The sequence below is a fragment of the Bradyrhizobium sp. PMVTL-01 genome (genome assembly GCF_051861855.1).
In the GTDB taxonomy this organism is placed as follows: Bacteria; Pseudomonadota; Alphaproteobacteria; order Rhizobiales; family Xanthobacteraceae; genus Bradyrhizobium.
The window spans coordinates 4,839,997-4,851,844 of the sequence record NZ_CP193982.1 but is presented as its reverse complement, the minus strand read 5'-3'; the positions used below and the strand labels follow the sequence as shown (position 1 = coordinate 4,851,844).

Genomic DNA, 11,848 nt, shown 5'->3' with positions numbered 1-11,848 from the left:
TTACTCGATGATGACGAGCGGCTCGCCGTACTCGACCGGCTGGCCGTCCTCAACCAGGATCTGCGTCACCGTGCCTGATCGCGGCGAGGGAATCTGGTTCATGGTTTTCATGGCCTCGATGATCAGCAGCGTCTGGCCGACCGAGACCTTGCTGCCGACCTCGATGAACGGCTTGGCGCCGGGCTCCGGCGCCCAATAGGCGGTGCCGACCATCGGCGAGGTGACCGCGCCGGGGTGCTTCGACAAATCGGCTGCGGCGGCTGCGGGTGCGGCGGCACTTGCCGCCGTTGGGAGGGGGGCCGGAGCGGCTCCAAGCGGCATCGGCATCGTCGCGGCAACGCTGATGTTGCGGGCGACGCGCAGGCGCAGGCCCGCACGCTCGATCTCGATCTCGGTGAGGCTGGTCTCGTCGAGCAGAAGGGCGAGCTCGCGGACGAGCGCGGAATCCTCGCTGGAAAACTTTGCGGCTGCTTTGTCGTCTGGCTGGCGCGCCATGTTGTTTGATCCGAATGTTCTGTTGGAAGGGAGCGTCAGGCTTTGGGCTTGATGCCGAGCTTGGCGGCAAGGCCCTGGATGGCGAGGCGGTAGCCTTCGATGCCGAAACCGCACAGCGAGGCGAACGCGGCGCGTGCGGTGTAGGAGTGGTGACGGAAGCTCTCGCGGGCGTGGATGTTGGTCACATGCACCTCGACCGTCGGGATCTGCACCGCGAGCAGCGCGTCGTGCAACGTGATCGAGGTGTGCGAATAGCCGCCGGCATTCATGATGATGCCCTTCATCTTGCGCGCATGCGCCTCGTGGATGAAGTCGATCAGCTCGCCCTCGCGATTGGACTGGCCGCAGTCGGCCTTGAGGCCAAACGTCGCCGCCGTCTCGCGGCACAGCGCCTCGACGTCCGCCAGCGTCGCATGACCGTACTTTTCAGGCTCGCGCGTCCCCAACATGTTGAGGTTCGGCCCGTTGAGAACGAGGATCGTGTCGGTTGCTGGTTCTGCCATTCCAATCCCGGAAGAGGTGCTTCGGCGTGGCGGGGTTATAGGTAACAAAGCGCCCCAGGGGAAGCCTTGAGGGGCCTCCGAGGAAGCCTTCAGGTACCTCATCCAGGGTGCAAAAACCTGTGCGGAAGCTACGGAAATTGCTTGTTAACCAGTCCAAAGCATGGCTGCCGGCCAAACGCAAGGAGGCGGGCATTGCTGCCCGCCCCTTCGATAGTTGTCATCAGCCCTAGACGTCGAGAATCGCGACGATCTCGTAGGTGTTCGGATCCACGATCACGATCTGGTCGCGGACCATGACGTAGCGGTAGCTGCGCCACTCCGGATAGATCGTCGCAACCCGGGACGGCAGGGCGTGCAGCTCGATGCCCTCCCGCGGAATGCGGGTGCCGACCGAGACCGCGAAGTTCGCGTTGGTCACGGGCGCCACGCGCTGCTCGCGGATCACCGAGGTGATCTGGGTCCGCTGCTCGGTCGAGAGCTTGGCACCGGCGCCCGCCTGGCCGACCGTCGTATTCGTGCTGGTCTGGCCCTGGGCGTTCTGGTTGGTGCTGGTGCCGGTCTGACCCTGAGCGTTCTGGTTGGTGCTCGTGGTACCCTTCTGGGTCTCGGCATTGTTGGTCGAGGTGCCGCTCTTGCTGCCCTCAGCCTTCATGTCCTTGTCCCTCTGGCCGGACTTGGTGGTGTCCTGGCTCATGCTCTTGGACTTGTCCTGCTGGGACTTGTCCATCTGACCTTGCGCACGTTCGTCGGTGCGCTGGCCCTTGGTCGCGCCGGACTTGTCCTCGGCCGCGTTCTTGTTCATCTCGCGACCCTGGTGCTCGTCCTTCATCGCACCGGACTTCTCTTCGGAGGCCCGGCCGCCAGCCTGACCCACGGTGCCCTTGTCATGGCTCGAGGAATCGCGGCCCATCGAGCCGCCGCGCTCGGCGGCGCCGCCGGACGGCTGCGAATGCTGCATCTGCTGCGAGCCAGCGCCGCCACTGTCGCGGCCCTTGTCTTGTGCGTTCGCCAGACCGGTGCCGGCGACGAGCGCCAGTGCGGCAACCGAGATCATAAAGCGGTTCAACATTGAATTCTCCTCACGTGTTTCTCTGCGTCATTGCCCGCGCCGACAACGAAAGGAGATTTGAGTTGTTCCGGAACTTCGCTTGTTCCCGGGCATTTGTTTGTTGAATGCCGGATGAACGACCTGGCAGGATCGCGCCAAGGTTTCGCGCAGGAAAAAGGCCGGCTTTTCAGCCGGCCTTTCCGCGTCTTCAATATCCAAAAACGTGAGAATCAGCAGGTCGCCTTGCCGCAGCGGGCAACGCCGATCTTTTCCTTCAGGCCTTCGAGGCCGATCGCGCCGATCACGATCTGCTTGCCGATCACGTAGCTCGGCGTGCCGTTCATGCCCATCGCCTCCGCGAGCTTGAAGTTCTCCTCGATGGTGGCGCGCACTTCGGGGCTGGCGAGGTCCTTCTCGATCTTGGCGGTGTCGAGGCCGGCCTCCTTGGCCGCCTGCATGGCGCGCGCCTTGTCGGCCGCGCCGCGGCCGCCGAGCAGCTTCTGATGGAAGTCGAGATACTTCTTGCCGGAGGGGTCCTGCATGCGCACCGCGACAGCAACCTGCGCTGCTTCCACCGAGCCCTGGCTCAGCACCGGAAACTCCTTCAGCACGACCTTCAGCCTCGGATCGCCCTTCATGAGGTTGAGCATGTCGTCCATCGCGCGCTTGCAGTAGCCGCAATTGTAATCGAAGAACTCGACGAAGGTGACGTCGCCATCCTTGTTGCCGAGCACGACCTGGCGCGGGGAGTTGAAGATCGCCTCCGCATTCTGCGCGATGCTGGCCTCGTGCTTCTGCGTTTCGGCCGCGGCCTGGCGCTTGCTGAGCTCGGTCATCGCCTCCTCGAGCACCTCGGGGTGGGTGACGAGATAGTTCTTGATGATCGCCTCGATGTCGGTGCGCTGGGCATCGGAGAAGCTGTCGGCCGACGCGGGCGCGGTTGCGCCGAACATGGCGAGCGCAAACAGCGCGGGGGCAAGCAGACGCAGCGAAGGCATAGGCAAATCCTCTTATCCAAAGCAGGTTTCGGAAAACGTCCGGCGGACTCAAAGCTCGGTGTCGTGACGTCGTGGTCTTAGGCGTCGTTCTCGTCAGTTGCGCGGCGGCTTGGCCGCCACGATGTCGTCGGCCTTGACCCATCCGGGCGTGCCGACGGCGAAACGGGTTTTCGCGCGCGTTGCAAGCTCGCGGGCGGTCTTGTTGTCGCCGCGCAGGTAAGCGGCCTGCGCCGAAGCCAGATCCGCCTCGGCATAGTCGCCCTTCCGGCCATAGGCCATCGCGAGCTGGGTATAACCGAGCACCGCCTCGGGCTCCCGCGCCACCGCGGCGCGAAGAATCCGAACAGCGTCGTCGGTGTAGGCTTTATTATCGGTTCCAACCAGAGCCTGCCCAAGTAACATCTCGATGAGGGGCGCGTTGTTGGAGAGCTGTACCGCCTTGCGCAGCGGGGCGATCGCCTCGGCGGGCTTGCCGCTTTCCAGCAGGGCCTGGCCGCGCACCTCGTAGAAGTACGGGTTGTTGGGCTGGACCTGGATCAGGGCGTCGATCTGGGCGAGCGCGCTGCGCAGATCCCCGTGCAGATAGGTGCTGATGGCCCGGGCATAGCGCGCCGGCATGCTGTCGTTGGTCTGCGGATAGCGGCGATACACCGTCTCCGGCCGTTCCATGAAGGCCGAGATCTTGGCGCGCACCATGTCGTGGCGGAGCTGGAGCGCGGGATCGTCCTTCTTGTCCCAATAGGGACTGCTGCTGGCGAACTCCTGCAATGCGGCGACGCGCTCGGCCGGCATCGGATGCGACTGCAGATAGGGGTCGGCGCCGCGCGCGGCGAACAGGCTCTCGCTGGTGAAGCGCTTGAAGGTCTCGGACATGCCCCTCGGCGACTGCTGGGTGGCGGTCAGGAATTTCACGCCGGCACGGTCGGCGTTCTCCTCCTGCTGGCGCTGGTAGGACAGCAGCGTGCGGCGGATCATCTCCTGGGGACCTGCGATCGCGGCAGCGCCCGCATTGGCAAGGCCGTTGTTGCCGGCGCTCGAGCTGCGGGTGCTGCCGGCTGCGATCGCGCCGGCGCCGAGCAGCATCGCGATGATCATCTGGGTCTGCGCGTTGGCGAGTTGCTCGCGCAGCTTGGACAGATGGCCGCCGGCCAGATGCCCGGTCTCGTGCGCGAGCACGCCGATGATCTGGTTGGGGGTCTCCGACTGGAGGATCGCGCCGTAATTGACGAAGATGCGGCGGCCATCCGCGACGAACGCGTTGAACGCGCCGTCGTTGATGATCACCATCTGGATGTTCTGCTTTTCCAGCCCGGCGACGCGCAGGATCGGGCGGGTGTATTCGCGCAGCAGCTGTTCGGTCTCGGTATCGCGCAGGATCGGCGGCCCCTTGCTCTGCGCCCTTGCCGCCGGGAGCGGCGCCAGGGCGATCGCCGCGGCCGTGACGAGGGCGGTGAGGGCGGAGGCCTTCTTGCGCAATGCGGTCTGGAGCAACATCAAGCGGTCTGGGTCAAACGGTCTCGACAAGGGACCTGAAAAGCAGTTGTTTGGCGATTGGCGGCGGACCGGATACGCGATATGGCCTAGGAGCCGTACCCCTTATGAGCCGTACAATGCGGCCAGTCTGGGGCGCAAGCGCCCCGTTTTGAAGGACCGGACGGAGCCGGTCCGCCAGCGAAATAGCAGAAATCGATGCAGGATGCGACATTGAGGAACCGGTTGGGGCAGTGGCTCGCGCCCTCCCGCCGCAGCGACGTTCCCCCCTTCATGGTGATGGACGTGATGGCCGCCGCGGCCCGAATCGAGGCCGCCGGGGGCCATGTCATCCACATGGAGGTTGGCCAGCCCGCGGCCGGCGCGCCGAAAACCGCGATCGCGGCCGCCCATGCGGCGCTCGAGGCCGGCCGGATCGACTATACCTCCGCGCTCGGCATCCCCTCCTTGCGCGAGCGGATCGCGCGGCACTATCGCGACGTCCATGGGTGTGACGTCAGCCCCGAACGGATCGTGGTGACGACGGGCTCGTCCGGCGGATTCATCCTGGCCTTCCTGTCGATGTTCGAGCCCGGGGACCGCGTCGCCGTGACGGTGCCGGGCTATCCGCCGTACCGCCACATCCTGACTGCGCTCGGCTGCGAGCCGGTGCTGATCGAGACCACGAACGAGACCCGCCACGCGCTCACCGGCGAGGCGTTGCTTGCCGCCCATCGCAAGGCACCGCTGAAGGGCGTGCTGGTCGGCAGTCCCGCCAATCCAACGGGAACGATGATGTCCCGCGAGGCGCTCTCCGGCCTGATCGCGGCGGCGGAAGACGCCAGGATCCGCTTCATCTCGGACGAGATCTATCACGGGCTGGACTACGCGTTTCCGGCGGTGACGGCGGCGGCACTGTCGGACCACGCCCTCGTGATCAACTCGTTCTCGAAGTATTTTTGCATGACGGGCTGGCGCGTCGGCTGGATGGTCGTGCCGGAGATTTTGGTGCGCCCGATCGAGCGGCTGCAGCAGAACCTGTCCATCTCGGTGCCGGCCCTGTCGCAGATCGCCGCCGAGGCCGCCTTCGACGGCACCGCCGAGATGGAGGAGATCAAGCACGGCTATCAGGAAAACCGGCGCATCCTGATCGAGGGACTGCCGAAGGCCGGCCTCACCAGGTTCCTGCCGGCCGACGGCGCGTTCTATCTTTATGCCGACGTCTCCGATTTCACCTCGGACAGTTTCGAGTTCGCCAAGCAGATGCTGGAGCAGGCTCGCGTTGCGGCGACGCCCGGCCTCGATTTCGATCCCATCCATGGCCGCTCGTTCATTCGTTTTTCCTATGCGCGCTCGCCGGACGAGATGCGGGAGGCAGTTGACCGGATCGCTCACTGGCTTAAATAGCCGCCAGTTTTCGCCAGCCTTTTCGGAGTGCAACTTGTCTGACCGTTCCGTCCCGTCCGCCCCGCATTCTCCTCTCGCCGCATTGATGTGGCCGACCCGTCCGGGCGAAACAGTCGGTGCACTGCGTGCATTCGTGCTGATTGGGCTCGGCACCGCCTTGATGGCGCTGTCAGCCAAGGTGAACCTGCCGCTGCCTTACGTGCCCATGACACTGCAGACGCTGGTGGTGCTGATGATCGGCGCCGCCTATGGCTGGCGCCTTGGCAGCGCAACCATGATCGCCTACCTCGCCGAGGGTGCGCTTGGCCTGCCGGTGTTCGCCGGTCCCGTGGGTGGGATTGCACCGCTGGTCGGCCCGACCGCGGGCTATCTGTTCGGCTTCGTGCTGGCTGCCTTCGTCACCGGCTGGCTCGCCGAGCGCGGCTGGGATGGCAGCATCGCGCTGCTGTTTGTGGCGATGGCGATCGGCCATGTCGTCATCCTGGCCGCGGGTTTCGGCTGGCTGGCCTACGGCATCGGCCTTGGCGCGGACAAGGCCTGGCAGGTCGGCCTTGCGCCGTTCATCGCGGGGTCCGTGGTCAAGAATGCGCTGGGGGCGACATTGATGCCGGCAGCCCGCCGGATCGTCGATCGTCGCGGGTAAAGCGCGCCATTCCGAGCGGTTCCAATTGACAGGGCCGGCCAAGTTGATCTTGGCTGGCCCCAATGTTCGAGGGGGAGTGAAACGATGACGACGACAACGATGGCGGCGGCGCCGGTCGCGCCGGCCGCAGCCAAGCCGTGGTACAAGATTCTCTATGTCCAGGTGCTGATCGCCATCGTGCTCGGCGCCATCGTCGGGTGGCTCTGGCCGACGCTCGCCACCAACGACTGGATCAAGGCGATGGGCGACGGCTTCATCAAGCTGATCAAGATGGTGATCGCCCCGATCATCTTCTGCACCGTCGTCTCGGGCATCGCGCACATTCAGGACGCCAAGAAGGTCGGCCGCATCGGCGTGAAGGCGCTGGTCTATTTCGAGGTCGTCTCCACCTTCGCGCTGGTGATCGGCCTCATGGTCGGCAATCTCGTGAGGCCCGGCGCAGGCTTCGGCAATGCGGCGGCGAGCGAGGCGGCCGTTGCGAACTACGCCAAGCAGGCCGCCGGGCAGAAGTCGGTCGACTTCGTGCTGCACATCATTCCGGACACCGTGGTCGGCGCCTTCGCGCAAGGCGAGATCCTTCAGGTGCTGCTGTTCTCGGTGCTGTTCGGCTTCGCCATCATGAGCCTGGGCGAGCGCGGCCACACCATCCGCAGCTTCATCGACGATGCCGCGCATGCGGTGTTCGGCGTCATCTCCATCGTGATGCGCGCGGCGCCGATCGGTGCGTTCGGCGCGATGGCCTACACCATCGGCAAGTTCGGCACCGGCGCGATCCTCAATCTGATCGGCCTGATCGCGACGTTCTACGTCACCGCTGCGCTGTTCGTGTTCGTCGTGCTCGGCATCATCGCGCGCATTGCGGGTTTCTCGATCTTCAAATTCCTGGCCTATATCAAGGACGAACTGCTGATCGTGCTCGGCACCTCCTCGTCGGAAAGCGCGCTGCCGTCCTTGATGGAGAAGCTGGAGCGGCTCGGCTGCTCCAAGTCGGTCGTCGGCCTCGTGGTGCCCACGGGCTATTCGTTCAACCTCGACGGCACCAACATCTACATGACGCTGGCGACGCTGTTCATCGCGCAGGCGCTCGGCGTCGATCTCACCTTCGGCCAGCAGCTGACCATCCTGGTGGTGGCGATGCTGACCTCGAAGGGCGCCTCCGGCATCACCGGCGCCGGCTTCATCACGCTGGCGGCGACGCTGGCGGTGGTCGACCCGCGCCTCGTGCCGGGCATGGCGATCGTGCTGGGCATCGACAAGTTCATGAGCGAATGCCGCGCGCTGACCAATCTCTGCGGCAACGGCGTCGCCTGCGTGATCGTGGCCTGGTGGGAGGGTGAGCTCGACCGCGACAAGCTCAACGCGCGGCTGAGCCAGCAGATCGATCCGACGGACATGGAAACCGCGCTCACGACGGACTGATCCGGATCCAACGGCGCGGTGCGCCGTTTCCGGGCGCGAGCAGCGCGACCCCGCCTGTGACGATCGAGGGACGATCGGAGCCCTTGAGCTCCTCGCCGAGTGCGAGAATGGCGCGGTGGTCGAGCTCGCTCGCGCGGTCGCGGCCTTCCGGTGCTCGCCGCGAACGTCGACCGCTAGAACCGCTCCGGCCGGTACGGCACAGGATCGATCGACGGCGTCTCGCCGCTCATGATCTCGGCGAGCAGGCGTCCCGTCGCGGGTCCCAGCGTAAAACCCTGGTGGCCGTGGCCGAAATTCATCCAGAGGCCGGGATGGCGCGGGGCGCGGCCGAGCACCGGCAGCATGTCGGGCGTGCAGGGGCGGGTGCCGAACCACGGATCGGGCTCGACGCGTTTGCCGAGATCGATCAGCTCGCGGGCCGATGCTTCGGCGCTGGCGAGCTGCACGGGTGTTGCGAGCGCATCGGGACCGGTCAGCTCGGCGCCGGTGGTGATGCGGATGCCCTTGGCCATCGGACCCATGGCGTAGCCGCCGCCCTTGTCGACGAGGGGCAGATCGAGCGAGGCGCCGCCGCTATAATGCATGTGGTAGCCGCGCTTGCGCACCAGCGGGATGCGATAGCCGAATTTGTAGAGCAGATCCGGCGACCATGGCCCGAGTGTCACGACGGCATGGGCGGCATCGAGGCGCCCCTGATCGGTGTCGACCGACCAGCCGGTCGCGGTCTGTTGCAGGCTCTGCGCATCACCGAGCATGATCCTGCCGCCGAGCCGCGTAAACAGCTCGGCATAGGCCGTCACCAGTGCGCCCGGATCGGACACGGTCCAGGTGTCGAGCCAGTGGATCGCGCCGGGCAGATCATCGCGCAGGACCGGCTCGGCCTTCGTCAACTCGCTGCCTGACAGCACGCGAAAGTTCACGCCGAATTCGCGCTGGTCCTGCTCCGCGTCCCTGATCGAGTGCTCCAGGGCGGTGGCATCGCGATAGAGCGCGCGATAGCCGGCGCGGCGGATCAGATTGCCGGCATGGGCCTCGCGAATGAGGATGTCGTGCTCAGGCGTTGCGTAGGCAATCAGGCGCGCCCAGCCGACGATGGCTTCGCGATGCCGCTTCGGCGCCGAATGCCACCAGTAGCGCAGCAGCGGCTCGATGTGACGATGAAGCGAGGACAGGCTGTAGCGCACGTCGTTGGTACGGCCGGTGGCGATCTTCACGAGAGAGGCGAGGTCGCGGGGCATCGGATAGGGGCGCACGGCTTCGGCCTGGATCATCCCGGCATTGCCATAGCTGGTCTCGCGGCCCGGCTCCCTGCGGTCGACGAGCGTGACGGCCCAGCCGCGCCGCTGCAGGTGCAGCGCCGCACCCACACCGACCATGCCGCCGCCGAGAACGATCGCGCTTTGCATCGGACGAAGTCTCCTGTCAGGCCCGGGTCATTCCCAGGTGAGAAAATCGGGTGCGGCCGACAGCGGCGGCGCTGCGGCGAGCCGCGCGAGGTCGGGCACGGGCCGGCACAGTTGTGCATCGCTTGCGAACGCCGCCTCGATGCTCGCGGCGATCGAGAGCACGATGGCGTCGCCGCCGCGCGGGCCGACGATCTGCAGGCCGAACGGCAGGCCGGCCTCATCGAGACCGAGCGGAATGCTGATCGCCGGATGGCCGGGAAGCGTGACGGCATAGGCGAGCGCGAGCCAGTGGAAATAGGATCTGGTCGGCACGCCGTCGATCTCGGCGGGATAGAGTTCCGACCAGGGCCGCGGGGTGAGCGTGATGGTCGGGCTGACCAGCACGTCGCAGCTGGCGAAGAAGCTCTGATAGGCGCGATAGATCCGCGTCTGCGTCGTTGCCGCGCGCGCGTAATCCTCCAGCGTGTAGCCGAGGCCCTCCTCGACATTGGCGCGGACGTTGGGGCCGAGCATTTCGGGACGCTCCTTGTAGTTCTTGCCGTGCGTCGCCAGGAACATGCCGGCGCGCAGCACCGCGAAGGCGTCGTCCGCGCCGGTGCAGTCGGGCGTTCCCTCGCGGCTTTCGGCGAACAGCGGCGCGAGCTTGCTCACGCGATTGCGGAACACGCGGCGGATCGCCTGTTCGGTCGGCGCGAAGCCGAAATCTTCGGTGAAGGCGAGACGCAGCTTGCCGAGCTCGGCGGGGCGCGGCGCGGCCCAGCGCTCGGCACGCGCGCGCAACGGCTCGCCGGGCAGGGTGTAGGCGAGCGGGTCGCGGGCGTCGTCGCTCGCCATCACCGACAGCATCAGCGCGGTGTCGGCGACGTTGCGCGCCATCGGCCCGTCGGTCGACAGGTTCGACCAGCCGAAGATGCGCTTCTCACTCGGGACGAGTCCGTAGGACGGACGCATGCCGACGATGCCGGAAAAGCCGGCCGGATTGCGCAAGGACCCGCCGGTGTCGGAGCCCGAAGCGAGCGGAGCCATGCCGCAGGCGAGCGCCACCGCCGAGCCGCCGGAGGAGCCAGCCGCCGAGCGCATCGGGTCGAACGGATTGCCGGTGGCGCCGAACACGGGGTTGCGGGTGTTGCCGCCGGCCGCCCATTCCGGCGTGTTGGTCTTGCCGAAGATGATGGCGCCGGCTGCGCGCAAGCGGGCGACCGAACCCTGGTCGGCGGCCGGTACGTTGTCGCGCAGCAGCGGGCTGCCATAGGTGGAGCGCATCCCGGCGGTGTCCTGGGTGTCCTTGATCAGGACCGGCAGGCCGTGCAGCGGGCCGCGATCCTCGCCGCGCATGATCTCCGCCTCGGCCGCCTGCGCAGCAGCGCGCGCGCCAGCTTCGTCCAGTGTCACGACGGCGTTCACGGCTGGATTGATCGCGCCGATGCGCGCGAGGCAGGCGTCGAGCAGCTCGACAGGCGAGATCGTCCGCGCGGCCAGCAGGCGGCGCAGCTCGACGGCACTGGAATCGCACAGTTCGGACAACGCCCGCTTCCTTTCAGATTATGAAAACGTTTTAGCATATCGGAAAGCGAGGCAACGAACCAATAGTCGTCATCGAGTTATTTCGTGCGCAAATGTGCCTTGAGCTACCGCAGTCGGTGCCAAATAGGGCCGTCATCGGCGAAAAAGAATAGGCCGATCGATCAACTATTTTTCGTTGGTCGTGCTAGCATTCCTCCATGAGCGAGATCACGACGTCCGAAACTGCCAATTCACAGCTCGGCCAATGCCTCAAGGCCGCCCGCCAGGCGCGCGGCCTGACGCTGAAGCAGGTGGCGGAGCGGACCGGCATGGCGCTCTCGACCCTGTCCAAGGTCGAGAACGGTCTGATGTCGCTGACCTACGACAAGCTGCTCCAGCTGACCTCGGGCCTGAAGATGGAGATCGCCGAGCTGTTCAACCCGGCGGTCGCGACGCCCGCGCAGGGCCGGCCGGTCACGGCGCGGCGGAGCATCAGCCGGGCCGGGCAGGGGCAGGTGATCACCACGAAGTTCTACACCTACACCTATCAATGCACCGATTTGATCGGCAAACGCATGGTGCCGATCGTGGCCGAGGTGCGCGCACGCTCGCTGGAGGAGTTCGGCCCGCTGCTGCGCCATGGCGGCGAGGAGTATTTCGTGGTGACGCGCGGGCGCGTCGCCGTCCACACCGAGTTCTATGCGCCGGAGATTTTGGGCGAGGGCGACGGCATCTATCTCGACAGCACCATGGGCCACGCCTACCTCAACGCCGGCGAAGGACCATGCGCAACAGGCGTCTGCCTCTGCACCAGCGAGGCGCCCGATCTCTACGACCAACTCCGCCAGATCGCCGCGCGCGATGTCGCGCCGCTCGGGAATGACGAACTGCCATCATAGCGGTGGCGCCCTGGAACGAAAAACGCCCGGCTTGGCCGGGCGTTTTTTATTGGGCGC

At 66.1% G+C, this 11,848-nt stretch carries 11 protein-coding genes; 4 read left to right on the top strand and 7 right to left on the bottom strand.

Annotated features, from left to right (window positions below):
* From accB to ACRQ5Q_RS23535, 5 genes are all read right to left on the bottom strand, one after another.
* On the bottom strand, positions 1–495 hold the full coding sequence (gene accB, locus ACRQ5Q_RS23555) for an acetyl-CoA carboxylase biotin carboxyl carrier protein (RefSeq protein ID WP_439375234.1): 495 nt from the start codon (positions 493–495) through the stop codon (positions 1–3).
* Positions 496–530: 35 nt separating this feature from the next.
* The gene (gene aroQ / locus ACRQ5Q_RS23550; protein WP_439392472.1) at positions 531–998 is read right to left on the bottom strand and encodes a type II 3-dehydroquinate dehydratase; all 468 of its coding nucleotides are present in this window, start codon (positions 996–998) and stop codon (positions 531–533) included.
* Positions 999–1,224: 226 nt separating this feature from the next.
* Positions 1,225–2,067, bottom strand: coding sequence for a DUF1236 domain-containing protein (locus ACRQ5Q_RS23545; RefSeq protein ID WP_439375236.1), 843 nt, complete (start codon positions 2,065–2,067; stop codon positions 1,225–1,227).
* Positions 2,068–2,276: 209 nt separating this feature from the next.
* Positions 2,277–3,044 carry a DsbA family protein gene (locus ACRQ5Q_RS23540; protein ID WP_439392471.1) on the bottom strand — a complete coding sequence of 256 codons (768 nt, stop codon included), beginning with the start codon at positions 3,042–3,044 and terminating at the stop codon, positions 2,277–2,279.
* A gap of 93 nt (positions 3,045–3,137) precedes the next feature.
* Positions 3,138–4,538, bottom strand: a complete 1,401-nt coding sequence (locus tag ACRQ5Q_RS23535) for a M48 family metalloprotease (protein ID WP_439392470.1) — start codon at positions 4,536–4,538, stop codon at positions 3,138–3,140.
* A gap of 195 nt (positions 4,539–4,733) precedes the next feature.
* Between ACRQ5Q_RS23535 and ACRQ5Q_RS23530 the strand changes: the two genes are divergently transcribed.
* The 3 genes from ACRQ5Q_RS23530 to ACRQ5Q_RS23520 all read left to right on the top strand — a co-directional run bounded on the left by ACRQ5Q_RS23530 (position 4,734) and on the right by ACRQ5Q_RS23520 (position 7,983).
* Positions 4,734–5,921 carry a pyridoxal phosphate-dependent aminotransferase gene (locus ACRQ5Q_RS23530; protein ID WP_439375239.1) on the top strand — a complete coding sequence of 396 codons (1,188 nt, stop codon included), beginning with the start codon at positions 4,734–4,736 and terminating at the stop codon, positions 5,919–5,921.
* Positions 5,922–6,006: 85 nt separating this feature from the next.
* Positions 6,007–6,564 (top strand): biotin transporter BioY, encoded by a 558-nt coding sequence (locus ACRQ5Q_RS23525; protein ID WP_439375593.1) that lies wholly within the window; start codon positions 6,007–6,009, stop codon positions 6,562–6,564.
* Positions 6,565–6,648: 84 nt separating this feature from the next.
* Positions 6,649–7,983 carry a dicarboxylate/amino acid:cation symporter gene (locus ACRQ5Q_RS23520; protein ID WP_439375240.1) on the top strand — a complete coding sequence of 445 codons (1,335 nt, stop codon included), beginning with the start codon at positions 6,649–6,651 and terminating at the stop codon, positions 7,981–7,983.
* 173 nt (positions 7,984–8,156) lie between these two features.
* Here the strand turns inward: ACRQ5Q_RS23520 and ACRQ5Q_RS23515 are convergent, their stop codons facing one another.
* Both ACRQ5Q_RS23515 and ACRQ5Q_RS23510 read right to left on the bottom strand, forming a co-directional pair.
* Positions 8,157–9,389 (bottom strand): NAD(P)/FAD-dependent oxidoreductase, encoded by a 1,233-nt coding sequence (locus tag ACRQ5Q_RS23515; protein ID WP_439392469.1) that lies wholly within the window; start codon positions 9,387–9,389, stop codon positions 8,157–8,159.
* A 27-nt stretch (positions 9,390–9,416) separates the two neighbouring features.
* Positions 9,417–10,913, bottom strand: a complete 1,497-nt coding sequence (locus ACRQ5Q_RS23510; protein ID WP_439375242.1) for an amidase — start codon at positions 10,911–10,913, stop codon at positions 9,417–9,419.
* Positions 10,914–11,110: 197 nt separating this feature from the next.
* On the opposite strand from ACRQ5Q_RS23510, the gene ACRQ5Q_RS23505 reads away from it, so the two are divergent.
* Positions 11,111–11,791: a helix-turn-helix domain-containing protein gene (locus tag ACRQ5Q_RS23505; RefSeq protein ID WP_439392468.1), complete on the top strand. Its 681-nt coding sequence runs from the start codon at positions 11,111–11,113 to the stop codon at positions 11,789–11,791.
* The last annotated feature ends 57 nt before the right edge of the window (positions 11,792–11,848 follow it).

Bases quoted from the DNA above. Each gene is read 5' to 3' on its own strand.
- accB (WP_439375234.1), bottom strand. From the start codon at position 495: ATGGCGCGCCAGCCAGACGACAAAGCAGCCGCAAAGTTTTCCAGCGAG.
- aroQ (WP_439392472.1), bottom strand. From the start codon at position 998: ATGGCAGAACCAGCAACCGACACGATCCTCGTTCTCAACGGGCCGAAC.
- ACRQ5Q_RS23545 (WP_439375236.1), bottom strand. From the start codon at position 2,067: ATGTTGAACCGCTTTATGATCTCGGTTGCCGCACTGGCGCTCGTCGCC.
- ACRQ5Q_RS23540 (WP_439392471.1), bottom strand. From the start codon at position 3,044: ATGCCTTCGCTGCGTCTGCTTGCCCCCGCGCTGTTTGCGCTCGCCATG.
- ACRQ5Q_RS23535 (WP_439392470.1), bottom strand. From the start codon at position 4,538: ATGTTGCTCCAGACCGCATTGCGCAAGAAGGCCTCCGCCCTCACCGCC.
- ACRQ5Q_RS23530 (WP_439375239.1), top strand. From the start codon at position 4,734: ATGCAGGATGCGACATTGAGGAACCGGTTGGGGCAGTGGCTCGCGCCC.
- ACRQ5Q_RS23525 (WP_439375593.1), top strand. From the start codon at position 6,007: ATGTGGCCGACCCGTCCGGGCGAAACAGTCGGTGCACTGCGTGCATTC.
- ACRQ5Q_RS23520 (WP_439375240.1), top strand. From the start codon at position 6,649: ATGACGACGACAACGATGGCGGCGGCGCCGGTCGCGCCGGCCGCAGCC.
- ACRQ5Q_RS23515 (WP_439392469.1), bottom strand. From the start codon at position 9,389: ATGCAAAGCGCGATCGTTCTCGGCGGCGGCATGGTCGGTGTGGGTGCG.
- ACRQ5Q_RS23505 (WP_439392468.1), top strand. From the start codon at position 11,111: ATGAGCGAGATCACGACGTCCGAAACTGCCAATTCACAGCTCGGCCAA.